Source organism: Arsenicicoccus dermatophilus (assembly GCF_046267915.1).
Taxonomy (GTDB): domain Bacteria; phylum Actinomycetota; class Actinomycetes; order Actinomycetales; family Dermatophilaceae; genus Arsenicicoccus; species Arsenicicoccus dermatophilus_A.
Map to the genome: position 1 here is coordinate 2,501,745 of NZ_CP176520.1, position 22,850 is coordinate 2,524,594.

The window sequence follows — 22,850 nt, forward strand, 5'->3', positions numbered from 1 at the left end:
GTCCAGTCTAGGGCCGCCGGGCGGTGGGATTCGAGCGAGTACGCCGGGAGGACGTCGTCACAGCCACAGCGTCGGGTTCTGGAAGACCCCGTCGACGATGGTCTCGAAGTGCAGGTGGCATCCGGTGGAGTAGCCCGTCGTGCCGGAGTAGCCGAGGAGCTGACCGCGACGCACCCGCCCGCCGTACACCGTGATGCTCGTGAGGTGGTTGTAGGTCGTGACCAGGTCGTGGCCGCGCAGGATGCCGTTGTCCAGGACCACGCGGTTGCCGTAGGCCCGGTTGAACCCGGCGCTCACGATCTGCCCGTCCGCGGCGGCGTGGACCGGCGCCCCGCAGCCCGTTCCGAAGTCCGTGCCGGTGTGCAGCTTCACGTACTTCAGCACCGGGTGGAAGCGCATGCCGAAGGGTGAGGTGATCCGGCCGGCGGCCGGTGCGGAGAGGACGGCGCCGCCGTGGGGCGAGGTGGCGACGCGAGGGACCGTGCGCGGGCGAGGGACGGCCTGGGAGTCCCTCGCCCTGGGCGCTCGCGGCGCGGTCGTCGCTCTCGTGTCAGCCGGGGGCGTGGCCGTGCGGGTCGCCGTCGGGGTCTCCTGCGCCGCCTGCGCCGCTGCCGCCTCCCGAGCCCGCTGCACGGCGGCCGCGGCGGCCGCCTCCTTGCGCCGACGGGTGCGGTCGGCGAGCTCGGCGGTCAGCGCTCGGGCCTGCACGTCGAGGTCGGCGACCCGGGCCTCCTCCTCGGACCGGCGCGACTCGATCTCGGCCGTGGCCCGGCCTGCCTGGGCGACCAGCTGCTCGACGCGGGTGCGGGCCGTGGCCGCCCGGGCCTGTGCCTGCGCGGTCGACCGGACCCGCTTCTCGGACTGCTTCTTGAGGCGGGCGACCTCGTCCTGGACGGCGTCGAGGCGGGCCTGCTTGGCGGTCTCCTCGGCGCGGGCGGTCGCCAGGTCGCGGGCGTCCTGGGCCTGCACGCTGCCCACGGCCTCCAGACCCTGGTACCGCGTGTAGAGCTCGTCCGGGGTCTGGGCCTGCACGAGGACGCTCAGCGGGTCCAGGTTCCCGGAGCCGCCGGCCTGCATCTCGGCGGCGACCCGTCCGAGCCGACCGGTCACCGTGGCCAGGGCCGTGCGGGTGGCGGCCAGCTCCGCAGCGGCCTGCTGCTCCTGGACCGTCGCCTCCGCCAGCCGGTCGGCCAGCTCCTGGTCGGTGCGACGCGCCTCCTGCCACGCTCGGGTCGCCGCGGCCTCCTGCTCCTGGGCGCGCGGGAGCTGTCCCTGGGCCTGGACGAGGGCGTCGTACGCGGCGGCCAGCTCCGCCGTGGTGATCTCCAGCCGGCCCTGCGCCCCCTCCAGGGACTCCTGCACCTGGGCCTGGCGCCCACGCAGCTGATCGTCCGTTCCCGACTCCTGCGCCCAGGCCGGCGCCGGCAGCCCCAGGGCCAGGACGCAGCAGAGCGCCGACGAGCCGCGCGAGGTCGTGCGGGGCGTAGGTGCAGGCATGAGGGATCCTGAGGTCGGGGACGCGGGCGGCGGAGCGCCGCAGCAACCCCGCACTCCCCGTTGGTACCACCTATCACTTCAGTCACACCACCGGTGACGAACAACTTCGTTCCGTTGTGACTTGTTCGTCACCCGTTCGCCATCTACGGTAGCCCGGATGGCCCTATCTGCAGCCGGCGTCCAGGGGGTCGACGCGTCAGACCCGCAGGTGTCGACGCAGTGCCGACCAGGACGTCACCAGGGCCACCAGGACGGCGACGAGCACCAGCCACGGAGCCACCCGCCACAGGTCACCCGGGCCCACCAGGGGCACCCCGCCGAAGACGACCGACCGGCCCCCCTGCCGCGAGGACAGCCACCCGAGCAGCCCGCCGAGCAACCCGACGGCGAGCGCCGCCCCGGCCAGCGCGGCCACGACGGTCTCGATCACGAAGGGTGCGCGGATCGTCATCGAGCCGGCCCCCACCAGGCGCATGATGCCGGTCTCGCGCCGGCGGGTGTAGGCCGAGCTGCGGACCGTGGTCGCCACCAGCAGCACGGCGCACAGCAGCATCACCGCGGCCATGGAGATCGTGGCCAGGGTCAGGCTGGACAGCAGGTCGATCAGCGGCTCGACGACCTTGCGCTGGTCCTCGACCTTCTCCACCCCCGGCGAGCCCTGGAAGGTGCTGGTGAGCTGCGGGTACTCCTGCGGGTCGGTCAGCCTGATCCGGTAGGACGCCTTGAGCTGCTCCGGTCTGGTGCCCGCGACGATCGGGTTGTCCCGGAACTGCTGCTGGAAGTTCTGGTACGCCTCCTGCTGGCTCTCGTAGTGCCAGGACTGCACCACGGGCATGGCCCCCAGCTGCCGCTCGACCGCCGCCCGGTCGGCCGCCGTCGCCGCGCCTCGCGAGCAGGCCGCCTCCCCGGAGGTGGCGTTGCACAGCACCACGGAGACCTGGATCTTGTCGTACCAGTAGCCCTTCATGGACTGGACCTGGTGATAGCTGAGCATCCCGATGCCGAGGAAGAGCAGGCTCACCATGGTCACCAGCGCCACCGACACGGCCATGGACAGGTTGCGGCGCAGCCCGGTCATCGCCTCGCGCAGGACGAAACCTGCCCTCATCGGTCCTCCCCCGCCTGGACGCGGGTCGCGCCCGCCAGGGTCCCCGTGGGTCCGGCGGCGCGCACGTCGCCGACCGGCGCGTGCCCCGTCGGCGGTGGTGCGCAGGTCTGGTCGCCCCAGGCGTCCCGGGGCCCGGCGGCGGCCCGCAGCGCGGCCTGACGCTGGAGGGCGTAGGTACCCACCGCGTCGTCGCGCACCAGCCGGCCGTCGTGCAGCTCGATCACCCGCTTGCCCATGGCGTCCACGATCTCGTCGTCGTGGGTCGCCATCACCACCGTGGTGCCGCGCTGGTTGATCTCGTCCAGGAGGCCGACGATGTCCAGGCTGGTCGCCGGGTCCAGGTTGCCCGTCGGCTCGTCGCACAGCAGCACCGCCGGCCCGACGGCGATGGCCCGGGCGATGGCCACGCGCTGCTGCTCCCCGCCGGAGAGCTCGTGCGGGTAGCGGCCACCCAGACCGCCCAGCCCCACGAGCTCGAGCGTGTCGTCCACGTGGCGGGCCAGGTTCTTGGTGCGCCCGACGACCTCCAGGGCGAACCCGACGTTCTCCGCCGTGGTCTTGCCGGGCAGCAGCCGGAAGTCCTGGAAGACGCTGCCGATCTCGCGGCGCAGCCTGGGCACCTCACGGCGCGGCAGCCGCTCCAGCTCTCGCCCGGCCACGGTGACCCGGCCCGCGGTGGCCGTCTCCTCGCACACGACGAGCCGGAGCAGGGTCGACTTCCCCGACCCCGACGACCCGACGACGAAGACGAACTGGCCGCGCTCGATGCTGGTGGTCACGTCGTCCAGGGCGGGACGGGACGCGCGGGGGTACACCATCGAGACGTGGTCGAACCTGATCATCTGAGCGCGCCTCACCCTCGATCCGCGGAACGCGGGGGGTACGCCCCCGCCGAGGCCGAGCCTAGGCGCCGGCGGGCGGTGCGGGCGGGACCTGACGGTGATGTCGTGCGCACGTCATCACCGCAGGCACCGCGCCCGGTGATGGGTCGAGGCGGGAGCCGGCGCCGTCACACCCGTTCGTGCTGGGCGAGGAAGGTCTCCACGTCCTGCACGGCGGTCTTGAGGTCGACGTGCTCGGCCTTGCGGTGCGCGCGGACCGCTGCGACCTTGTGCCCGCCGAGGGCCAGCCGGGCCGCCTCCTCGCCGAGGACCTCTCGCTCCTGCGGAAGGTGGTGCGGGTCGATACCGGTGAAGCGCGCCAGCAGGCGGACCTGCTCCTCCAGGAGCTCCACGCGCCGGCGCAGCAGCAGGACCTGTCGGTCGGCGCGGGTCTCGCCCCAGAGCAGTGCCATGGGACCCAGCGTAGGTCACGGCGTGGTCACGGACGGGTGAACAGCCAGACCCAGAGTCCGGTTGCGACCGAACGGAGCAGACCACTCACCCGGTGCGTCAAGGTGGGGGGTCTGCGTCACAGGAGGTGCGCCGGACGGGTCAGTCCTTGGCGTTGGCCTGATGACGACGCCACCGGACCCCCGCCTCAAGGAAGCCGTCGATGTCCCCGTCGAGCACCGCCGAGGTGTTGCCCACCTCGTACTCCGTCCGCAGGTCCTTGACCATCTGGTACGGGTGCAGCACGTAGGACCGCATCTGGTCCCCCCAGCTCGCCTTCACGTCGCCGGCGAGCTCCTTCTTCTTGGCGTCCTCCTCCTGCTTCTTGACCAGCAGCAGTCGGGACTGCAGGACGCGCAGGGCGGCGGCGCGGTTCTGGATCTGGGACTTCTCGTTCTGCATCGACACGACGATCCCGGTCGGGAGGTGCGTCATGCGCACCGCCGAGTCGGTCGTGTTGACGCTCTGACCGCCGGGGCCCGAGGAGCGGAAGACGTCGATCTTGAGCTCGTTCTCCGGGATCTCGATCGTGTCGGTGGTCTCGATGAGCGGGATCACCTCGACGGCGGCGAAGCTCGTCTGGCGACGGCCCTGGTTGTCGAAGGGGCTGATGCGCACCAGACGGTGGGTGCCGGCCTCGACGGACAGGTTGCCGAAGGCGTAGGGCACGTTGACCTCGAAGGTCGCGGACTTCAGCCCGGCCTCCTCGGCGTAGGAGGTGTCCATGACCTTGGTCGGGTAGTCGTGCCGCTCGGCCCAGCGCAGGTACATCCGCATCAGCATCTCGGCGAAGTCGGCCGCGTCCACGCCACCGGCACCGGCGCGGATGGTGACCACCGCCTCACGCTCGTCGTACTCCCCCGACAGCAGGGTGCGCACCTCCAACTCGCCGACGGCCTTGCGGATGGACACCAGCTCGGCCTCGGCCTCGCGCATCGTCTCGGCGTCGCCGCCCTCCTCGGTGCCCATCTCCACGAGGACCTCGAGGTCGTCGATCCGGCTGTCCATCCCCATGACCCGGTCCCGCTCGGAGTTGGCGCGGGAGAGCGCGGAGGTGATCTTCTGCGCCTCGTCCGGGTCGTCCCACAGGTCAGGGGCGCTGGCCTTGGCCTCCAGGTCCGTGATCTGCTCGGCGAGCGCGTCGAGGTTGGTCACCTGGCGCACCGAGTCCATCGTCGCGCGCAGGGTCTTGATCTCTTCAGGGAAGTCGACAGCCACGAGGAGACAGCCTACCGGCCCGCCGCAACCCGACTCAGCGGCACGGGGGGATCTGACCGTCGTGGTGGAAGGCGTGGAGATAGCGGCCCTCGACGTAGTACTCCCCCTCCGCCGCGTCCTGCAGGGACTGGATGCGGTACCACGCGTCCGAGCCGGTGGTCGAGCGGCAGTAGGCGTAGACCAGACGGTGCCGCAGGGCCGTCCCCTCCTCCGCCACGACGGGGGCGTCGGGCGCGGGGCGGGAGCGCACGGGCAGGCCCGCCTCCGGCGCGTCCAGGACCACGAAGGGCCAGGGCGCCTCGCCCGGAGGTGCGGTGGTGGCCCCGGACAGGCCCTTGAGCATGGTGGCGAGCTCGCTCTCGGAGAGCTTCTTGGGGTTGCTGAGGAAGCAGTTCGCCGGCCCCATGCAGTGCGCCTCGGGTCCGAACAACCGTCCGGAGATCTTGGGCGAGGGGCGGGCGGACGGCTCGGTGGCGCCGCCGGCCGGTGCGGTGCCGCTGCCGGTGGCCGGACCGGGGCTCGACGACGAGGAGCCCGTCGTCGAGGGCGCGGGACCACCACCACCCGAGCAGGCGGCCAGCGCCGCGACGAGCGGGATCAGGACGGACAGACGGATCGACGTGCGGTTCACGGGCGCTCCTGCGGTCGGGTATGGCGATCGGGTCCCTCGCGACGCGAGGGACCCGATCCGGTCACCATGGGCGTCGAGGACGCCCAGGATCAGTCACCGCAGATGGTCACTTCTTGGCGCCGAAGAAGTCGTCCCACCAGTCGCCGCCGTCCTCGGGGTCGTCAGAGGGGTCGGTGGGCTCGTCGGTGGGCTCGTCCGTCGGACCGTCGGTCGGCTCGTCCGTCGGGCCGTCCGTGGGACGGTCGGTCGGGCCGTCGGTCGGCTGGTCGGTCGGGCCGTCCGTGGGCGCGGGGCCGGGAGCCCCACCCTGGACACCGTCCATCGTGTGGGCCTCCATCAGGTCACCGCTGAACAGCGCGTCCCAGGAGAGGGTGAAGAAGCCACGGTCGCCCCAGCTCGGGCCCCAGGAGTTCTGGATCTTCACACCCTTGGAGTTGTAGCCGATGATCGTGATCTCGTGACCACCGATCGTGCGGCCCTCGGGACGGTAGCTGTAGTTGGCCGCCGTCTGCGCGTCCATGTCATTGAAGTTCTCGCGCAGCTGCATGCCGATCGGCACCGGGTGACCGGCGTTGATGGCAGCCTCGATCGCCGGACGGGCGGTCCCCGCGTCGGTGGAGATCTCCTTGAAGCCGCTCAGCTTGTACTTGGCGGCGTTCTGGCGCTCCTCCTGGGTCGGCTGGTTGACGTAGTCCTCCGGGCCGTGCTTGTAGTGCGACTGGGTGTCGATGCCCTGCTCCTGCTCCATGGGCAGCGCGACGCTCGCCGTGGTGCCACGGTCGTTGCCCCGGGAGACCTGGGAGTAGATGTACATCGGCGCCATCGGGCCACCGCTGATCTTCTGCTGGTTCATCAGGATGCCGTAGCCGGCGTAGCCGGTGGCCCAGGTCACGCAGGAGCCGATGTTGCCCTGGTTGCCGGGGGTGAGGGCGTACTGGCTCAGGTCACCCTCGCCGGACTTGATCCCGGCAGGACGCAGCGTCTGGGCGGTGCCGAAGGCGCGCACGCCCTTGGCCAGCTTGGCCTTGCGGGCCTTGGCGACGTTGAGGTCGAGGCCCATGCCGTGGTTGCCGGAGGCGGCCGCCTTGGCGGGCGCGGGGGGCGGGGTGGTGGCGGCGACCGCGCTGGAGGCGGTACCGAAGGTGGCGACGAGGGCGGCGCCGGACAGGGCGATCAGTCGGGAGGTACGCATAAAGGTCCTTACTCTGCGTGAGGTTCGCTCACCTAGGAGGACGCCTGAGCAGGCCGACGCACCGAGTCGGGCCCGTGGCGGTGAGCGGTACGTGTCCGAATGTGCCCCTGTACGGACGTATGCACCAGTCCCCCATGACGATTTGGCAACAGACTCAGCCATTCGGACGCCATGCGCCTACTCATTGGTACGACCGGTGTCACCGGCCCTCACGTACCCGGGGCACAGGGCTACCGAGCGCGGCGACCCGACCGAGGGCTGATGACGACCGGCATACCGCTGGACGATCACTCTCAGGCAGCGCCGCCGGCGCGGGGCACGGCGCGGTGCCCGCCCCCGCGAGCTCGGGGGGACGGGCGCCGGACGAGCAGCCGTCAGACGACGACGGACAGCAGCAGGACGGTCAGCAGACCGGTGACGGAGATGATCGTCTCCATGATCGACCAGGTCTTGATGGTCTCGGAGACCTTGAGACCGAAGTACTCCTTGACCAGCCAGAAGCCCGCGTCGTTGACGTGCGAGAAGAACACCGAGCCGGCGCCGATGGCGAGGACCAGCAGCGACATGTGGCTCTGGCTCATGCCCACGGTGAGCGGGGCGACGATGCCGGCGGTGGTGACCGTGGCGACGGTCGCCGAGCCGGTGGCCAGCCGGATGAGCACGGCGACCAGCCAGGCGACGAGCAGCACCGAGATGCCCGAGCTGTCGACCCAGGTGGCGACCAGCTTGCCGACACCGGTGTCGATGAGGACCTGCTTGAAGCCGCCACCGGCCGCCACGATCAGGATGATGCCGGCGATGCCGGGCAGGGAGGACTCGACCGACCTGGCGGTCTCCCGCATGCTCCAGCCGGCGCCGCGACCGAAGGTGAGCATCCCCACGAGGGCGGCGATCAGCAGCGCGACGAGCGGCGTGCCCAGGAAGTCCAGGGAGGCGCGCAGCGGGTCCTTCTTGCTGCTGACGAAGATGTCGGCGAGCGCCTTGCCCATCATCAGGGCGACGGGGAGCAGGACGGTGGCCAGGGTGATGCCGAAGGCGGGGCGACGACCGGTGCTCGACGCGCGCGTCTCGAACATCTCCGGCGGCGGGGCGTCGACCCAGCGGCCGGCTACGTCGCCGAAGATCGGGCCGGCGAGGACCACGGCCACCAGGGCGACGACGACGCCGAGGGCCAGGGTGAGGCCGAGGTTGGCCTTGACGGCGTCGATGGCGGCCAGCGGGCCGGGGTGCGGCGGCACGAAGCCGTGCATGGCGGACAGGCCCGCGAGGGTCGGGATGCCGATGCGGACGACGGACTGCCCGGAGCGGCGGGACACGAGGTAGATCACCGGGATCAGCAGCACGAGGCCGATCTCGAAGAACATCGGCAGGCCGATGAGCGCGCCGACGGCGGCCATGGCCCACGGCAGGGTCGCCGGGGTCGAGCGGCCGACGATGGTGTCGACGATCTCGTCGGCGGCGCCGGAGTCCGCCATCAGCTTGCCGAAGATCGCCCCGAGGGCGATCAGGGTGCCCACGCTCGCGGCGGTGGAGCCGAATCCCTTGGTGAAGGACTCGACGGCCTTGTTCAGGTCGAAGCCCGCGACGGCGGCGACGGTCAGCGACCCGAGGATCAGGCCGAGGAAGGGGTGGAAGCGCAGCTTGGTGATCAGCAGGACGATCAGCGCCATACCGAGAAGCACGGCCGGCACGAGCCGTGCCGCCGGGATCGCGGCCGCCGCGTCGCCCGCCGCGAACAACGGGTGCAGGGTGGTGGTCATGGGTCTTTCCTTGTTCAGCGGATGGGGAGGGCGGGATCGCCGCAGAGCGCCTGCTCCGGGAAGGAGCGGACGTAGGTGTCGACGATCTCGTCGACGCTGAGGGAGAAGTCGATCGCCACCCCGCGCTCGGTGCCGTCGAGCGGCTCGAGCGTGGCGTACTGCGAGTCGACCAGTGACGCGGGCATGAAGTGGCCCGGTCGTCCTGCCACGCGGGCGGTGACGACCTCGCGGTCGCCGGCCAGGTGGAGGAAGGTCAGGTCGGGCGCTCCGCCGCGCAGGACGTCGCGGTAGCGCACCTTGAGGGCGGAGCAGCCGAGGACGGCGCCGGTGGCGGCGTGCTCGCGCAGCCAGCCGGCGAGGGTGAGCAGCCAGGGGGCGCGGTCGTCGTCGTCCAGGGGGATGCCGGCAGACATCTTGTCGATGTTGGCCGGCGGGTGGAAGTCGTCGGCATCCGCGAAGGGCACGCGCAGCCGCTGTGCCAGGGCCGCTCCCACCGTGGTCTTGCCGCAGCCGGTGACGCCCATGACGACCACCCGCGGCGGGTGGGGGCGCAGCTCGGAGCTCATCGTCGTGCCTCCAAGGTCGGTGCACGCAGCGTTGCGTGTCGGATTCGCTCAGGATGCGCTCAGAGAGCGGACGTTTTCAAGAAAACCCCCATGATTCGTATGACGTAATACCCGGATGGCTCAACTTTTCCCGACTGTGGCACGATCAGGGCATGACGCCTGGACGCAGCGCCACCGCCCGCAGCGTCGGCGGGACGGGTGACGGAGGCCGCCCGATCCCCCGCACGGCGAGCCGCCTGAGCCTGCACGACACCGTGGTCGCCCAGGTCGGGCGGGCGATCGTGTCCGGCGAGCACCCCGCGGGCACCGTGCTGCGCGCCGAGCAGATCGAGTCCGCCACCGGCGCCTCGCGCTCGGTGGTCCGCGAGGCCGCCCGGGTGCTCGAGGCCATGGGCCTGATCGCGACCCGCCGCCGCGTGGGCATCACCGTGCAGCCCCGGTCGGCGTGGCAGGTGTACGACCCCCGCGTCATCCGCTGGCGCCTGGACGGCACCGAGGCCGAGCGCAGCGAGCAGCTGCGCACGCTCAACCAGCTGCGCGCCGGGGTCGAGCCGGTCGCCGCCGGGCTGGCCGCCCAGCACGCGACGCCCGAGCAGGCCGCCACCCTCGTCGGGGCCGTCATGGAGATGGCGCGCTGGGCCAAGGCCCAGGACCTGGAGGCCTACCTGGACGCGGACGTGGTCTTCCACACCACCGTGCTGCAGGCCTCCGGCAACGAGATGCTCGCCGCCCTCGACCAGGTCGTGGCCGAGGTGCTGGCCGGACGCACCCACCACGACCTGATGCCGAGCAACCCCAACCCGGACGCGATCCGGCTGCACGGCGACGTGGCCCAGGCGATCCAGTCCGGCGACGCGGCCGGGGCCACCCGGGCGATGCAGGGCATCATCGACGAGGCCACCCAGGCCGTGGCCGCCGTCGTCGGCTCCTGACCGCAGCCGCGATCGGGGCTACGCACACCACGCGCCGTCAGCGCACGCGCGACCGGGCCCGCGACTCCACGGTGACGGTCACTCCCCCGCCGAAGGCGTCCACCACGCTGCCCACCACCGGCAGCCGGACGTGCCCCACCACCTGCACGACCGCCGTCCGGCCGTCCGGGGTGCCGGTGGCACCGCCGAGCGACCAGCGGTCCACGTCGGCGGGCCGGCCCTGGGCGCCGAGGTGCTGCTGGGCCGTGGCCTCGACGCCGGCAGCGGTGATCGGGAGCTCCCGGCCGAGGCCGCCGGCATACACCTGGGCCTCGTCGACCCGGTCGGCCGCGTCCAGGGCGGCCGCGTCCGCCACGTCCCACAGCTGGGTGCGCGCGAGCTGCACGGCGGTGACGTCGATGCCGACCACGATCAGCAGGGCCGCGACGAGGGTGAAGCCCAAGGACAGCAACGAGATCGAGCCCCGCTCGCCCTCGCCAGCAGGTGTGCCGGCAGTCATCGCACCTCCCCGCGGAAGCGGTCGACGGTGTCGAGGTGCTCGCCGCGCACGGTGATCTCGGTGGGCACGACGGCGCGCACCAGGTCCGGGACCAGCGGCAGCGGCACCCTCAGTGAGGTGGTGGCCCGCACCCGGGCGTCCGGTGAGAGGCAGGGGTCGTCCAGGCAGGTGACCTGCACGTCGCCCGCGGCGAAGCCGTAGTTCCGGAAGATGATCCGCGCCGCGGTGGCGGCCCGCCCGTGCGCGATCGTCTCGTCCTGGGCCGCGGCGAAGACCCGGCCGGCGTCCCGGGCGGCACCGGACACGGCATACGCCCCGGCCTGGAGCCGGGACAGGGTCATCACCAGATAGACGAGCGGCACGAGCAGCACCAGCGAGACACCGACGAGCTCCAGGCTCGCCGAGCCCCGCTCGCCCTCCTGGCACCGAGCGAGCAGTCGGCGCAGCCGCGCCCGCACGACGGTCACGAGGTCTGCCCCTCGCGGTAGGCCCGTCCGGAGACGGTGAGCAGGCCGCCGGGACCGAGGGTGCCGATGACGGGCAACGGGGCGCGGACCGTGACCTGGACGACCTGGACCCCGCCATCGCTGGTGAGGGTGGCCGAGACGTCCTGGGCATACCGTGCGGAGGCGAACCCGGTGATCAGGGCGCGGGTCCGGGGCACGGCGGCCCCCGGGTCCACGTCGGCGCGGGCGCCGTAGCGGGCGCCCTCGACGGCGCTCTGCACCAGCGAGTTGCGGACGTGGAGCGCGAGCGCCACCTGCAGCACGCCGACGACGAGCACCATCAGCAGCGCCGTGACCATCGTGAACTCCGCGACGGCCGAGCCGCGCTCGGCCTCACGGGCGGGCACGTCAGCCGCCGATCGTCTGCATGGCCTTCTGGAACAGGCCGGTGAGGGCAGGCTTGGCCACCATGGCGAGGGCCGCGACCAGCCCGGCGGTCATCAGGGTGATCATCACCCAGCCGGGCACGTCGCCGCGCTCGAGGTCGTCGCCGCCCGCGCGCTCGCGCAGCCGCACGCCGAGGACGTGCAGGGTCGCCGCGGTGCGGGCGGCCACGGCATGGGTGAGGTGGTCGAGGTGAGTCATGGTGTCCTCCAAGGGATCCGGTGGTGCTAGACGGTCAGGGTCAAGAGCTGGAGCCCGGGGAACACCGCGAACACGACCGTCACCGGCAGGATCAGGAAGACGACGGGCACCATCATCGCGATCTCGCGGCGGCCGCCCTCCTCCATCACCGCCCGTCGGCCCTGCTCACGGACGTCCTGGGCCTGGGCGCGCATCACGTCGGCGAGCGGGGTGCCGCGCTCGAGCGCGATCACGATCCCGTCGACGAAGCGGGCGAGGCTGGGCAGGCCGGTGCGGTCGGCGAGGGTCTGCAGCGCGGCGGGCAGCGAAGACCCGGCGCGCGCCTCCGCCAGGCAGATCCGCAGCTCCTGCGCCAGGTCTCCGCCGGACAGTCGGCACACCCGCTCGAGGGCTCCGGCCGCGCCCTCCCCCGCGGTGACCGACAGCGCGAGCAGCTCGGCGACGGTGGGGAACTCGGTGAGGATCCGCTGCTCCCGGCCCGCCACGGCCCGGGAGAGCAGGTGGTCGCGGACGGTGACCCCGGCCGCGGCGCCCGCGAGCACCAGGACCAGGCCGGGCAGGATGGCGGCGGGGTCGTGCGCGACGGCCGCCGCGGCTGCGAGCCCGCCGAGTGCGGCTCCTACCGCTGCCCACACGACCTGCCGGGCCCGGAAGCCGTCGACGTCGGGCGTCTGGCCGGCCCGCACGAGCCGCCGGGCCACCGACTCGCGGCCCCCGAGTAGCCGGTCGAGACGCGCGGCGAGGCCGGTCAGCAGCGGCTGGAGCACAGCGGTGAGCCCGCGGTCGGCGGGTCGGACGCCCGTCCCCGAGGGCAGCGCCAGGTCCTGCAGGTATGGCGCCACGCGGTCCTCCAGCGAGGGGCGACGGCGCGCGGGCAGGCGGGTCCAGACGAGGAGCACGCCGCCGGCCCAGGCGAGCCCCAGCAGGGCGCCCGGCCAGGACCATCCGGTGGCCGCGCTCATCGCAGCACCCGCTGCTCCTCGGGCAGCCGCCCGACGCGAGTCATCAGCCAGTAGGCGAACCCGGACACGGCGGCGCCGCAGCCCAGGACCACGGCCCCGAGCGGGGTGGCGTAGGCCTGCAGGGACGCCGGCCGGGTGACCATCGACGCGAGCACCAGCCAGGGGGCGGCCAGCGCCAGGCGGGCGGCGTTGACGGTCCAAGACTGCCGGGCCTCCATCTCGGCGCGGGTGCGGGCGTCCTCGCGCAGGAAGCTCGACAGGGTGCGCAGCAGCCGGCCCAGGTCGCTGCCGCCCACCTCGCGCGCGATGCGCATGGACTCCACGAGACGGTCACCGACCGGGTCCGCCAGGTCGGCCTTGAGGGTGTCCAGGCAGTCCCCGAAGCGACCGGTCACGCGGTAGCCGTCGGCGAACCTCGCGAACGCCGGTCGCAGCGGCTCGGGGCCGCGGACCGCGAGCTGGCCGAGCGCCTCGGGCAGCGCCAGCCCGGCCCGCACGCCGGAGGCGACGTTGTCGACGGCGTCCGGCCACAGGTCCCGCAGCAGCAGCCGGCGACGACGGGCGCGGGCCCGGACCAGAGCCAGCGGGAGGTAGGCCGCCAGCCCGGCGAAGCAGACGGCGACGGTCGGGACGTCCGTCATTCCCCAGACGAGGAGCAGGGTGAGCAGACCCAGCCCGCCGCAGGCCCCCAGGAGCTGCCAGACGGTCACCGCGCGCAGGTCGGCCTGCAGCAGCTCGTCGGACAGGCGGGCGAGCCGGCCCTCCCGCTCGGCCGGGCGCTCGGCGTCCTCCGGCACCCAGCAGGACCACCAGACGCAGAAGAGCCCGAGCCCGAGGAGCAGCCCGACGGCGAGGCCGCTCATGGTCGGGGCCTCAGCAGCGCGGCCAGGTCGTGGCCTGCCCGTTCGAAACGGTCGGCGTGCGGAGGGAACCCGTCGGCGCGCACCAGCTCGCCCCCGTGGCGCACGAAGAGATCGGCCACCTCGACGACGTCGTCCTCGACGCGGCCCGGGACCCCGACGATCTCGCGGACCCGGCGTCGCCCGTCCGCCTCCAGGGCGATCTGGACGACGACGTCGATGCTCGACGCCACGGTGGGGACCACGAAGCGGGAGCCGACGTTCTCCCCCGCAAGGAGCGGCAGGGTGCACATCTTGGTGATCGCCTCGCGGGCGGAGTTGGCATGGATGGTCGCCATCCCGGGCAGGCCGGAGTTGAGGGCGATGAGCAGGTCCAGGCTCTCGGCCTGGCGGACCTCGCCGACGATGATCCGCGAGGGGCGCATCCGCAGCGCTTCCTTGACGAGGGCCCGCAGCGGGATCTCCCCGGTGCCCTCGAGGCTGGCCTGACGGCACTGCATCGCCGCGACGTCGCGCAGCGGCAGCTTCATCTCGAAGACCTCCTCGCAGGTCACCACCCGCTCGCGCGGGGGGATCGCGGCCGCGAGGCAGTTGAGCGTGGTCGTCTTGCCGGCCTGGGTTCCCCCGCTGACCAGCACGTTCAGCCCGGACGCGACGGCGGCCGCGAGGAAGTCCGCCGCGTGCTGGGTCAGCGCGCCGAGACGCACCAGGTCGTCCAGGTGGTCGGCGCGGGCGACGAACTTGCGCACGTTGACCAGCCAGTGGCGCCGGGAGACGTCGGGGATGACGACGTGCAGCCGGCTGCCGTCCGCGAGGGCCGCGTCCACGAAAGGGGTGCTCAGGTCGACCCGGCGGCCGCTCGTCTTGAGCATGCGCTCGACCAGGTCCCGCACGGTGTCGGCGGTGAGGATGACGGGTGTGAGCTCGCTGACCCCGTCCCTGGCCACGAACACCTTGCCCGGCTCGTTGATCCACAGCTCCTCCACGCGCGGGTCGTCGAGATAGGGCTGCAGCGGCCCGAAGCCCGCCATCTCGTCGACGATCTCGCGTGCGGTGCCCGCGGGGTCGTCCAGCGGCGGCAGCCCGGCGGCGACCGCGCGCTCGTCGTAGTCCTCGACGGCTCGCGCCACCAGCGCCGTGACCCGCGGTCGGTCGACGACGGGGTCCACGCCGTCGCGCCGGATCAGCTCGGTGATCTCGGCGTGCAGGGTGGCGGGGGTCATGGCGGCTCCTTCGTCGGTCACCCCACGGTAGGAACCTCTCGGACTCCCCCGCTGAGCTGACGTCCAATGGGTGTGGACAACACGGTGCGTGCCTGCCGTGCGCGGATCGCCTGTGGACGACGGGCACGCCGTCGACCCGCCGCCCGGCAGCCTGGTCCGGTCGAGACAGCAGGAGGACCGATGGTGCGCGTGGAGCTCGAGGTGGTGACACCGACGGGCGGGTCCGTGGTGACTCTCGTCGCGCCCGCAGGGACGACCTGGGCCGAGCTCCGCCCGCACCTGTGCGAGCGTCTGGGCCTGGACGACGCCGCGGTATGGCGGGTCGCCGGGCTCCCCCTGCCCGACGACGCCGTCCTCGGCCGGGCGCCCCTGCTGCGCGGAGCCCACCTGGAGCCCGGTGCCGCGCCACCGCCCGCCGCCCCCCGAGGGCATCGTCTGCTCCTGTGCGCCGTCGGCGGACCGGTCGCCGGGCTGGTCCTCGCGCTGCCCTACGGCGACCACGTCGTCGGCCGCGATCACGGCTGCGACCTGGTCGTCCCCGACCCCGCCCTGTCCCGCCACCACGCCGTCCTGGCCGTGCGCGAGGACGGCGTCCGGCTGCTGGACGTCGGCTCGACGAACGGCTCGCGCGTCGACGGGGTCACGGCGACCGGCAGCACCCCGGTGGCGCCCGGGGTGAGGTTCCGGCTGGGCGACTCGACGCTCGTGGTCACCCGCCCCCCACGTCCCGGGCGGGTCCAAGCCGACGGCGAGGGTCACCTGGTCGTGCACCCCGGCCCGACTCCCGCCGCCACGCCGCGGGAGGTGACGGTGGAGCTGCCCCGACCTCCGGCACCACCGGACCCGCCGACCTTCCCCTGGGTGACGCTGCTGCTGCCGCTCGTCGGGGCCGTGGTCCTGGCGGCGGTGGTCCGGGCGCCATACCTGCTGGTCCTCGGCCTGCTCGGGCCGCTCGTCGTGCTCGCCACGCACCTGACCGAGAGCCGCCGGCGACGCCTGCGCGAGACCGCGGAGCGGGCACGGCACGAGGAGGCCACCCGGGCCTGCGAGCGCCAGGTCGCCGAGGCGCTCGCCGCGGAGGCCGAGCTGCGGGAGGGGCGCACCGCGGACCCCGCCCGGGCCCTGCTGGCGGTCACCGCGCGCGGCGCGGGGCTGTGGCGGGACCCGGCGCCGGGCGCCTGGCTGGTGCGGCTCGGCCGGGCGCCGCAGCCGTCCCGGGTGACCGTGCGCGCCGGCGACCGCCCGCCCACGACCCCGGTCCTCGACGACGCGCCCCTGGAGGTCGACCTGCGCGCGGCCGGGTGCACGGCGATCGCCGGACCGGGCGCTCACGACGTGCTGGCCGCCGCCCTCGGCGGGGGTATGACGCGCTGGGGCGGCCCGGCGCAGGTGCACCTCGTGGCGCCCACCGCCCGCGCCGCGCGGCGGTGGGAGTGGGTCCGGTGGCTCCCGGGCGGGTCGCCTCCGGTCCCGGCCGACGAGACGGCGGCCCTCGTGGCGTCGCTGGAGGCAGACCCCGACGACGATCACCTGGTGGTGGTGGTGCAGGCCGAGCACCCCGCGTGCGTGGCGCTGCTCGACCGGCTGGGGTCCGGCGTCGTGCTCGCCGCGACCGAGGAGGCCGACCGCCTGCCGGGCACGGCCCGCGCGTGGCTCACCCTCGACGGTCGGGGCCGCGGCGGCGCGGGGCTGCCCGACGGGACCCTCGTGCCCGCCGTGGTGCCGGACCGCGCGGCGGCAGGATGGACCCAGGCGCTCGCGGCGGCTCTCGCACCCCTGGCCACCGGGTCCGGCCCCAGCCGGCGTCAGGCGCCTCCGGACCGGCTGCCGCTCTCCGAGGCGCTCGGCCTCGTGGTCCACGACCCGGACGCCGTCAGTGCGCGGTGGTCCTCGCCACGGCGGGGACCAGCCACCGTCATCGGCCACGACGGGGCGGCGCCGGTGGTGCTCGACCTGGTCGCCGACGGGCCGCACGTGCTGGTCGGGGGCACCACGGGCTCCGGGAAGTCCGAGCTGCTCCAGACCCTCGTCGTCGGGCTCGCGACCACGCTGTCGCCCCAGGAGCTGACCTTCCTGCTCGTGGACTACAAGGGCGGCGCGGCCTTCGACCGCTGCGCCGACCTGCCCCACACCAGCGGGCTGCTCACCGACCTGGACGAGCACCTCGCCGACCGCGCACTGGTCAGCCTGCGCGCCGAGCTGACCCGCCGCGAGCGCCTGCTGCGCGACGCGGGGGCGGCGGACCTGGACGCCTACCTCGCCCGGCATCGATCCCACGACGAACCGCTGCCCCGGCTCGTCGTCGTGGTCGACGAGTTCCGGCTGCTCGCGCAGGAGGTACCCGGCTTCGTCGACGGCCTGCTGGCCGTCGCCACCGTCGGCCGCTCCCTCGGGGTCCACCTGGTGCTGGCCACCCAGCGGCCGGCGGGCGTGGTCACCCCGGACATCCGCGCCAACGTCAACGCCCGGATCGCGCTACGCATGCGCGACGCCGCCGACTCCCAGGACGTGCTGGAGGCCCCTGACGCGGCTCGGCTCGGCGACCGGCACCCCGGCCGGGCGTGGTGGCGCACCGGTGGCGGACCGCCCCGGCTGCTCCAGGTGGCCTGGGCGGGCGCACCCGCTGTGGCGCCCGGGACGTCGCGGATCGAGGTGCACGTGGCCGGTGGGCCGACACCCCCTCCAGGGGGCGGGCGGACCGAGCTGGACGTCCTCGTGGACACGGTGACCGCGGCCGCCCAGGGGCGCCCCGCGGTGCGCCCACCCTGGCTGCCGCCGCTGCCCGACGTGGTCGGGCCCGACGAGCTGCCGTGCGGCGCCGTCGGGCTCGCCGACCTGCCCCACGAGCAGCAGCAGGTGCCGCACCTGCTGGACCTGGCGGGCGGTCGTCATCTCGCCGTCGTCGGCACGCACCGCACCGGCCGCACCACGGCGCTGCGGGCCGTCGCCGCGGCGGCCCTCGCCGGGTCGGAGGTGCACCTGCACGCCGTCGACGGCGGCGGGCAGCTGGGTGATCTCGCCCGGATCCCCCGCTGCGGGACGGTGGTCGGTCCCGAAGACCCCCTGCAGGTCCTGCGGCTGCTGCAGCTGCTCGCAGCGGGGTGCCGGGAGACGCCTGCCCGGCGCACCCTCCTGCTGGTGGACCGGTGGGACGCCGTCGGCGGTGCCGTGGACCCGGTCCTGGCCGCGACCTTGCAGGACGCCCTCGTGGCGCTGCTGCGCGACGGCCCCGGCGGCGGCCTGCTCGTCGCCATGGCGGGCGACCGGTCGCTGCTCACCTCCTCCCTCGCCACGCACCTCGGCGACCGGCTCCTGCTGCGGATGCCGGATCCCACCGACCTCGCCCTGGCCGGGGTGCCCGGCGCGGCCCGCCCCCACCACCAGCCACCTGGCCGGGCCCTGCGCACACCCGACCACGTCGAGGTGCAGCTCGCCCAGGTCACCGCGGAGGACCTGCAGCGGGTCGGCGCTCGGGCGGGTGCCCCGAGCGGACCGGTGCTGCGGCTGCGCAGCCTGCCCACCGACGTGTCCCTCGACGCCTTGGCCGCCACGCGCCCCGGCGCCCAGGGCGGTCCCACCGTCCCGGGCGGCGCCGCGACGTTCGCCCTGGGCGGGGACACCGCGCAGGCCGTCCCCACGCCGCTGGCGACCGCACCGGTGGTCGCCGTCCTGGGACCACCGGGCAGTGGCCGCTCGACCACGCTCGCCGCCCTGGGTGCCGCGGCCCTCGTGGACGTGGCCGGGCGGGCTGCGCCCCCAGGGGCTGCGGCGGCCCACCGTGCTGCGGTGGCCCGGGCGACGCCGACCCCGTCGGGGCCCCCACCCGTGGTGATCGTCGCCACCCGCCGGTCCCCGCTCACCACCTGGGCCGCGGCCCACGGCCTCCCGGTGCACGGTCGCGACGACGCCGACGCTCTCGTCCAGGCTCTGCACGCCCCCGGCACCGTCCTGCTCGTGGACGACGCCGAGCTGCTCCTGGACTCCCCCGCCGAGGCCGTCTGCGTGGCCGCCGCCCAGCGGGCTACCCGCCACGAGCCCGGCGCCCCCACGGTCGCCGTCGCCGGGTCGGGCAGCCAGCTCACCGCGACCTTCCGGGGCCTGGCTGCAGAGCTGCGCCGCTGCGGCACCGGGATCGTCCTGCAGCCGCACCACCCCACCGATGGCGAGCTCATCGGCACGCGCGTGCCCCGCCTGCATGCGCCTCCGCCCGGACGCGCGATTCTCGTCGACCACGGGCGGTGTCTCGCCATCCAGGTCGCCCGGCCATCCAGCCGTTGAGCGAACCGGCGCGTCCCGGCAGCCCAGGGGGCACAATCGGGACATGTCCTCCGCTCCCACCACCGGCACGCGCTTCCTCGCCGTCGGGGCGGGGGGCCTCGGCGGGGCGCTGGCCCGCGCGGCGCTCAGCCAGACCTTCCCCCCCAGCGAGTTCCCGGCCGGGCTGCTGCTCACCCAGACCCTCGGCTGCCTGCTGGCCGGCCTGCTCACACCCTGGCTGCTGCGCCGCGGGCCGCTGTGGTCGCTGACCGTCCTGACCGGCGGCCTGGCATCGTTCACCACCTTCGGCCTGTTCACCGGCGAGGTGCTCGCGCTCGCGCCCCACCACCTGCTCAGCGCGGCGCTCTACCTCGCCTCCGGGACCGTCCTCGGCGTGGGTGCCGCGGTGGTGGGCCTGCAGGTCTCCATGGGCGAGATCACGTCGTTGTCGGTCCTGGCGGTGCCGCACCGGCGCGGACCTGCGGTCCACGAGGCCTCCGTCGGGCCCACGAGCACCGGGCCGATCGACGGCGGGACGGAGCACGGCGACGGCCCTGTCCGGCACCACCGCGGCTGGCGCTCGTGAACCTCCTCGACACCCTCGGGCTCGCGATCGGCGCCGCCCTGGGCTCGATGCTGCGGTATGCCGTCGCCCTCAAGGCCCCCTCCAGGGAGGACCTGCCGCGCGGCGCCGTCGCGACGACGACCACCAACCTGGCGGCGTCGGCCGTCATCGGTCTGGCGCTGCAGTGGTGGGCCTCCGGGACGCTGGCCGAGCCGCTCTACGCCCTGATCGGCATGGGGTTCGCCGGCAGCCTCGGCAGCTGGTCCGCCCTGGCCGTGGGCTGCGCCGAGCTCCTGCACCGCAAGCAGTGGCCGATGCTCAGCGCCTATCTCGCCACCAACGTCTTGGGCGGGGTCATCGCCGCCTCCCTGGGCTGGTCCGTCGCGGCGAGCTGACCGCCCGGCGTGATCACCGCTCGGTCATCGGCCGGGAGAGCAGGATGCCGAGCACGGCGACGGTGAGGCCGAGGGTGACCAGTGCGGCGGTGAGCGTCTCCCCGCTCTGCCAGAGGCTTATCGCGACCGGGACGAGCAACCCGTGCCACACCACGGTGGGGGTCCGCGGCCAGCGGTCCCCGCGCGCCAGGCCACGCGCCAGAGCGGCGAAGAAGACCGCTCCGAGCAGGAAGATCACCAGCTCGACGAGGACCCGCGCCACCTCCGGGGAGGCCCCCCGGGCCAGCTGCCAACCCCACCAGAGAGCCGCGGCGAGCGCGACCAGCGCCTCGATCGCGAGGACCCCGGCGGACCAGAGCTGGGACCCGGTCGAAAAGTATGACGTTCGACTACTCACAGTAAATACTCCCAGACTACCGTGACGCAACGGTGATGGCGTTACCACATCTGGCCCTTATCTTCGGCATACGTCTAGGCAAGTGATCCTGTCAAACCTAGACTTGCCTGTCGGTGTGCTACTCGTTTCGCTCGATCAAAGGGCGTCCCGTTTCCGGGGGAGCAGCGGCAGCATGCCGTCCGACGTCCCGTGCGACCGCACAAGGGGCACGGTCTGGTAACGCGCGGAACACGGCGCACCGGACCGTCGTTGGATCGACGTACGACACCCGTCCCTGGACCAGGGTACGGGACCTGGGCGCTCCCCTCGCACCCAGGCCGCATCGCCATGGCAAGGAGCACAACGATGGACTGGCGCGACCGCGCAGCCTGCCTCGAGGAAGACCCCGAGCTCTTCTTCCCGATCGGCAACACCGGCCCGGCGATCATGCAGATCGAGGAGGCCAAGGCCGTCTGCCGCCGATGCTCGGTGATGGACACCTGCCTCAAGTGGGCGATCGAGTCCGGACAGGACGCCGGCGTGTGGGGCGGCATGTCCGAGGACGAGCGCCGCGCCCTCAAGCGGCGCAACGCCCGCGCTCGCCGAGCCAGCTGATCCCCGGCTGCGGCCCCGTTTCCAGGAGGCTGCAGCCACCCAGGTCGACCCTCCCGGCGCCGCCGTCCTCCGGGGCAGCGGCGCCGTGGTCGTCCCCGATCGGCTACGACCAGGTGCGACGCGGCCGGTGACGCAGCCAACCAGGGCCTGCCAGGGTCACAGCCCCTCATCGGTCGCCGGGTTGCGCAGCTTCGCCGTGAACGACACCAGCGTGCCCCGCGGCTGCCGCGGCGCCCAGCTGATGTGGCCGCGCAGGTCCTGCACCAGGCTGGACACGATCTGGGTCCCCAGGCTCTCCCCCTGAGGCGTGAAGCCCGCCGGCAGACCGACGCCGTCGTCGGCCACCGTCACGGTGAGCAGCTCACCCCGGTCCTCCTCGCTGCCACGCGGGTCCGGCCCCCGGCGGGCATCGATGACCAGCTCGCCGCCGGCCGGTGCCAGCCCGTGCTCCACCGCGTTGGACACCAGCTCCGCCACCACCATCGACAGCGACGTGGCGTCCTCGGCTCGCAGCCGCCCGAAGGACCCTCGCAGCTCGGCACGGACCGGCTCCTCGGTGCGCGCCACCTCCACGACGTTGTTGATGGACCGTCTGACGACGTCGTCGAAGTCGACCATCTCGTCGAAACCCTTGCTCAGCGTCTCGTGGACCATGGCGATGGTGCCCACCCGCCGGACCGCCTCGTCCAGCGCGACCCGGGCCTCACCCGGCGGCAGCCGCCGGGCCTGCAGGCGCAGCACCGCGGCCACCGTCTGCAGGTTGTTCTTGACCCGGTGGTGGATCTCCCGGATCGTCGCGTCCTTGGTCATCAGCTCGCGCTCGCGTCGACGCAGCTCGCTGACGTCCCGCATGACGATGACGGCGCCCACCCGGTCCTGCCGCTCGACGAGAGGGATCGCGCGCATGGTCACGTGCCCGGCCCGCGTCTCCACCTCGGTGCGCCACGGCGCCCGCCCGGTCACCACGAGGGCAAGGGTCTCGTCCACGGGCGCGTGATCGCGCAGCACCTCCGTGGTGATCTCGGCGAGGGTCACGCCGATGACCGGGCCGACGTGCCCGATCCGGTGCAGGGCCGAGATGGCGTTGGGGCTGGCGTAGGTGATCACCCCGTCCACGTCCAGACGCACCATGCCGTCCCCGATGCGCGGAGCACCCCGGCGCTGACCGGTCGGCACCTCGCTGCTCGGGAACGACCCGGCCGCGGTCATCCGGCACAAGGCGTCGCCGGCCGACATGTACGACAGCTCCAGGCGGCTGGGAACCCGCAGGTAGGCCGGGTTGGTGCACCGGCTCATCACGGCGATCGCCCGGCCCTCGTGCACGACGGGTATGGCGTCCACCCGGACCCCCTCGTCGTCCAGCCACCCCGGGTCCTGGTCCCGCACGATGCGGCGCGACGCGTAGGCCTCGTTGAGCGCCGGCCTGCGGCGTCGCACCCGCCGGGTGCCCACGATGTCCTCCACGAAGACCATCCGCCCCGTGGTCGGGCGGGCGTGCGCGACCACCAACCACTCCCCCGACGGCGTCGGAACCCACAGCACCATGTCGGCGAAGGTCAGGTCGGACAGGAGCTGCCAGTCGCCCACGAGCAGCCGAAGCCAGTTGATGTCCGCGGCGTCGAGCGTGGTCTCGGAGCGCAGGGTGTCGGTGAGGGTCGCCACGGGAGCCACCCTAGGTGACGGCGCCGTGCCGCTGACGACGACCCGGCCCGGCAGCCACCTCGCGAGAGGCGGTGCCGGGCCGGGGGCGACGGGACCGAGGCGTCAGCCGA

The 22,850-nt window shown here is 73.7% G+C and carries 23 protein-coding genes; 5 read left to right on the top strand and 18 right to left on the bottom strand.

Translation table 11 applies throughout. The features are described from left to right. Positions 1-57 precede the first annotated feature (57 nt). The 9 genes from ACK2IS_RS11835 to ACK2IS_RS11875 all read right to left on the bottom strand — a co-directional run bounded on the left by ACK2IS_RS11835 (position 58) and on the right by ACK2IS_RS11875 (position 9,303). A complete protein-coding gene (locus tag ACK2IS_RS11835) occupies positions 58-1,497 on the bottom strand; it encodes a peptidoglycan DD-metalloendopeptidase family protein (protein ID WP_409483522.1) in 1,440 nt (479 codons plus the stop codon). 196 nt (positions 1,498-1,693) lie between these two features. Next, positions 1,694-2,605 (bottom strand): permease-like cell division protein FtsX, encoded by a 912-nt coding sequence (gene ftsX / locus ACK2IS_RS11840; protein WP_409483523.1) that lies wholly within the window; start codon positions 2,603-2,605, stop codon positions 1,694-1,696. Then, a complete protein-coding gene (locus ACK2IS_RS11845) occupies positions 2,602-3,447 on the bottom strand; it encodes a cell division ATP-binding protein FtsE (protein ID WP_409483524.1) in 846 nt (281 codons plus the stop codon). Before ACK2IS_RS11845 ends, ftsX begins: the two co-directional genes overlap by 4 nt. Positions 3,448-3,614: 167 nt before the next feature. Continuing rightward, positions 3,615-3,899, bottom strand: coding sequence for a hypothetical protein (locus tag ACK2IS_RS11850; protein WP_409483525.1), 285 nt, complete (start codon positions 3,897-3,899; stop codon positions 3,615-3,617). Between the two features lie 139 nt (positions 3,900-4,038). Next, the gene (prfB, locus tag ACK2IS_RS11855) at positions 4,039-5,154 is read right to left on the bottom strand and encodes a peptide chain release factor 2 (RefSeq protein WP_409483526.1); all 1,116 of its coding nucleotides are present in this window, start codon (positions 5,152-5,154) and stop codon (positions 4,039-4,041) included. Positions 5,155-5,188: 34 nt separating this feature from the next. Continuing rightward, complete coding sequence (locus ACK2IS_RS11860; protein ID WP_409483527.1) at positions 5,189-5,785, bottom strand: hypothetical protein; 597 nt, start codon at positions 5,783-5,785, stop codon at positions 5,189-5,191. Between the two features lie 106 nt (positions 5,786-5,891). Continuing rightward, positions 5,892-6,977 carry a C1 family peptidase gene (locus ACK2IS_RS11865; RefSeq protein ID WP_409483528.1) on the bottom strand — a complete coding sequence of 362 codons (1,086 nt, stop codon included), beginning with the start codon at positions 6,975-6,977 and terminating at the stop codon, positions 5,892-5,894. 374 nt (positions 6,978-7,351) lie between these two features. Continuing rightward, positions 7,352-8,737, bottom strand: coding sequence for a GntP family permease (locus tag ACK2IS_RS11870; protein ID WP_409483529.1), 1,386 nt, complete (start codon positions 8,735-8,737; stop codon positions 7,352-7,354). A gap of 14 nt (positions 8,738-8,751) precedes the next feature. Continuing rightward, positions 8,752-9,303, bottom strand: coding sequence for a gluconokinase (locus tag ACK2IS_RS11875; RefSeq protein ID WP_409483530.1), 552 nt, complete (start codon positions 9,301-9,303; stop codon positions 8,752-8,754). A gap of 152 nt (positions 9,304-9,455) precedes the next feature. On the opposite strand from ACK2IS_RS11875, the gene ACK2IS_RS11880 reads away from it, so the two are divergent. Beyond that, positions 9,456-10,235, top strand: coding sequence for a FadR/GntR family transcriptional regulator (locus tag ACK2IS_RS11880; RefSeq protein ID WP_409483531.1), 780 nt, complete (start codon positions 9,456-9,458; stop codon positions 10,233-10,235). A 37-nt stretch (positions 10,236-10,272) separates the two neighbouring features. Here ACK2IS_RS11880 and ACK2IS_RS11885 read toward each other — a convergent pair whose 3' ends face one another. From ACK2IS_RS11885 to ACK2IS_RS11915, 7 genes are read right to left on the bottom strand one after another with little or no spacing between them, the layout of a single operon-like run. Next, entirely contained in the window at positions 10,273-10,734 is a 462-nt protein-coding gene (locus ACK2IS_RS11885; RefSeq protein ID WP_409483532.1) for a pilus assembly protein TadG-related protein, read from the bottom strand. Then, the gene (locus ACK2IS_RS11890; protein WP_409483533.1) at positions 10,731-11,201 is read right to left on the bottom strand and encodes a pilus assembly protein; all 471 of its coding nucleotides are present in this window, start codon (positions 11,199-11,201) and stop codon (positions 10,731-10,733) included. The genes ACK2IS_RS11885 and ACK2IS_RS11890 overlap by 4 nt, the downstream gene beginning before the upstream one ends. Beyond that, positions 11,198-11,587, bottom strand: coding sequence for a TadE/TadG family type IV pilus assembly protein (locus tag ACK2IS_RS11895; RefSeq protein ID WP_409483534.1), 390 nt, complete (start codon positions 11,585-11,587; stop codon positions 11,198-11,200). Before ACK2IS_RS11895 ends, ACK2IS_RS11890 begins: the two co-directional genes overlap by 4 nt. Before the next feature lies 1 nt (position 11,588). Continuing rightward, positions 11,589-11,825, bottom strand: coding sequence for a hypothetical protein (locus tag ACK2IS_RS11900; RefSeq protein ID WP_409483535.1), 237 nt, complete (start codon positions 11,823-11,825; stop codon positions 11,589-11,591). A gap of 26 nt (positions 11,826-11,851) precedes the next feature. Continuing rightward, positions 11,852-12,787: a type II secretion system F family protein gene (locus tag ACK2IS_RS11905; RefSeq protein WP_409483536.1), complete on the bottom strand. Its 936-nt coding sequence runs from the start codon at positions 12,785-12,787 to the stop codon at positions 11,852-11,854. Beyond that, the gene (locus ACK2IS_RS11910) at positions 12,784-13,650 is read right to left on the bottom strand and encodes a type II secretion system F family protein (protein WP_409483537.1); all 867 of its coding nucleotides are present in this window, start codon (positions 13,648-13,650) and stop codon (positions 12,784-12,786) included. Before ACK2IS_RS11910 ends, ACK2IS_RS11905 begins: the two co-directional genes overlap by 4 nt. After that, positions 13,647-14,870: a CpaF family protein gene (locus tag ACK2IS_RS11915; protein WP_409483538.1), complete on the bottom strand. Its 1,224-nt coding sequence runs from the start codon at positions 14,868-14,870 to the stop codon at positions 13,647-13,649. The genes ACK2IS_RS11910 and ACK2IS_RS11915 overlap by 4 nt, the downstream gene beginning before the upstream one ends. Before the next feature lie 180 nt (positions 14,871-15,050). Between ACK2IS_RS11915 and ACK2IS_RS11920 the strand changes: the two genes are divergently transcribed. The 3 genes from ACK2IS_RS11920 to ACK2IS_RS11930 are packed head-to-tail and all read left to right on the top strand — an operon-like array spanning position 15,051 to position 20,087. Then, positions 15,051-19,148 carry an FtsK/SpoIIIE domain-containing protein gene (locus ACK2IS_RS11920; protein ID WP_409483539.1) on the top strand — a complete coding sequence of 1,366 codons (4,098 nt, stop codon included), beginning with the start codon at positions 15,051-15,053 and terminating at the stop codon, positions 19,146-19,148. Between the two features lie 43 nt (positions 19,149-19,191). Next, positions 19,192-19,713 (top strand): FluC/FEX family fluoride channel, encoded by a 522-nt coding sequence (locus ACK2IS_RS11925; RefSeq protein ID WP_409483540.1) that lies wholly within the window; start codon positions 19,192-19,194, stop codon positions 19,711-19,713. Beyond that, a complete protein-coding gene (locus ACK2IS_RS11930) occupies positions 19,710-20,087 on the top strand; it encodes a fluoride efflux transporter FluC (RefSeq protein WP_409483541.1) in 378 nt (125 codons plus the stop codon). Before ACK2IS_RS11925 ends, ACK2IS_RS11930 begins: the two co-directional genes overlap by 4 nt. A gap of 13 nt (positions 20,088-20,100) precedes the next feature. Here the strand turns inward: ACK2IS_RS11930 and ACK2IS_RS11935 are convergent, their stop codons facing one another. Next, complete coding sequence (locus tag ACK2IS_RS11935) at positions 20,101-20,484, bottom strand: hypothetical protein (protein ID WP_409483542.1); 384 nt, start codon at positions 20,482-20,484, stop codon at positions 20,101-20,103. 345 nt (positions 20,485-20,829) lie between these two features. On the opposite strand from ACK2IS_RS11935, the gene ACK2IS_RS11940 reads away from it, so the two are divergent. After that, a complete protein-coding gene (locus tag ACK2IS_RS11940) occupies positions 20,830-21,078 on the top strand; it encodes a WhiB family transcriptional regulator (protein WP_241452563.1) in 249 nt (82 codons plus the stop codon). A gap of 156 nt (positions 21,079-21,234) precedes the next feature. Here ACK2IS_RS11940 and ACK2IS_RS11945 read toward each other — a convergent pair whose 3' ends face one another. Beyond that, positions 21,235-22,740, bottom strand: coding sequence for a sensor histidine kinase (locus ACK2IS_RS11945; RefSeq protein ID WP_409483543.1), 1,506 nt, complete (start codon positions 22,738-22,740; stop codon positions 21,235-21,237). Between the last annotated feature and the right edge of the window lie 110 nt (positions 22,741-22,850).

Coding starts and splice junctions, on each gene's coding strand:
- ACK2IS_RS11920 (WP_409483539.1), top strand. CDS start 15,051: ATGGTGCGCGTGGAGCTCGAGGTGGTGACACCGACGGGCGGGTCCGTG.
- ACK2IS_RS11835 (WP_409483522.1), bottom strand. CDS start 1,497: ATGCCTGCACCTACGCCCCGCACGACCTCGCGCGGCTCGTCGGCGCTC.
- ACK2IS_RS11925 (WP_409483540.1), top strand. CDS start 19,192: ATGTCCTCCGCTCCCACCACCGGCACGCGCTTCCTCGCCGTCGGGGCG.
- ACK2IS_RS11870 (WP_409483529.1), bottom strand. CDS start 8,737: ATGACCACCACCCTGCACCCGTTGTTCGCGGCGGGCGACGCGGCGGCC.
- ACK2IS_RS11880 (WP_409483531.1), top strand. CDS start 9,456: ATGACGCCTGGACGCAGCGCCACCGCCCGCAGCGTCGGCGGGACGGGT.
- ACK2IS_RS11865 (WP_409483528.1), bottom strand. CDS start 6,977: ATGCGTACCTCCCGACTGATCGCCCTGTCCGGCGCCGCCCTCGTCGCC.
- ftsX (WP_409483523.1), bottom strand. CDS start 2,605: ATGAGGGCAGGTTTCGTCCTGCGCGAGGCGATGACCGGGCTGCGCCGC.
- ACK2IS_RS11910 (WP_409483537.1), bottom strand. CDS start 13,650: ATGAGCGGCCTCGCCGTCGGGCTGCTCCTCGGGCTCGGGCTCTTCTGC.
- ACK2IS_RS11850 (WP_409483525.1), bottom strand. CDS start 3,899: ATGGCACTGCTCTGGGGCGAGACCCGCGCCGACCGACAGGTCCTGCTG.
- ACK2IS_RS11905 (WP_409483536.1), bottom strand. CDS start 12,787: ATGAGCGCGGCCACCGGATGGTCCTGGCCGGGCGCCCTGCTGGGGCTC.
- ACK2IS_RS11900 (WP_409483535.1), bottom strand. CDS start 11,825: ATGACTCACCTCGACCACCTCACCCATGCCGTGGCCGCCCGCACCGCG.
- ACK2IS_RS11915 (WP_409483538.1), bottom strand. CDS start 14,870: ATGACCCCCGCCACCCTGCACGCCGAGATCACCGAGCTGATCCGGCGC.
- ACK2IS_RS11845 (WP_409483524.1), bottom strand. CDS start 3,447: ATGATCAGGTTCGACCACGTCTCGATGGTGTACCCCCGCGCGTCCCGT.
- ACK2IS_RS11940 (WP_241452563.1), top strand. CDS start 20,830: ATGGACTGGCGCGACCGCGCAGCCTGCCTCGAGGAAGACCCCGAGCTC.
- ACK2IS_RS11875 (WP_409483530.1), bottom strand. CDS start 9,303: ATGAGCTCCGAGCTGCGCCCCCACCCGCCGCGGGTGGTCGTCATGGGC.
- ACK2IS_RS11885 (WP_409483532.1), bottom strand. CDS start 10,734: ATGACTGCCGGCACACCTGCTGGCGAGGGCGAGCGGGGCTCGATCTCG.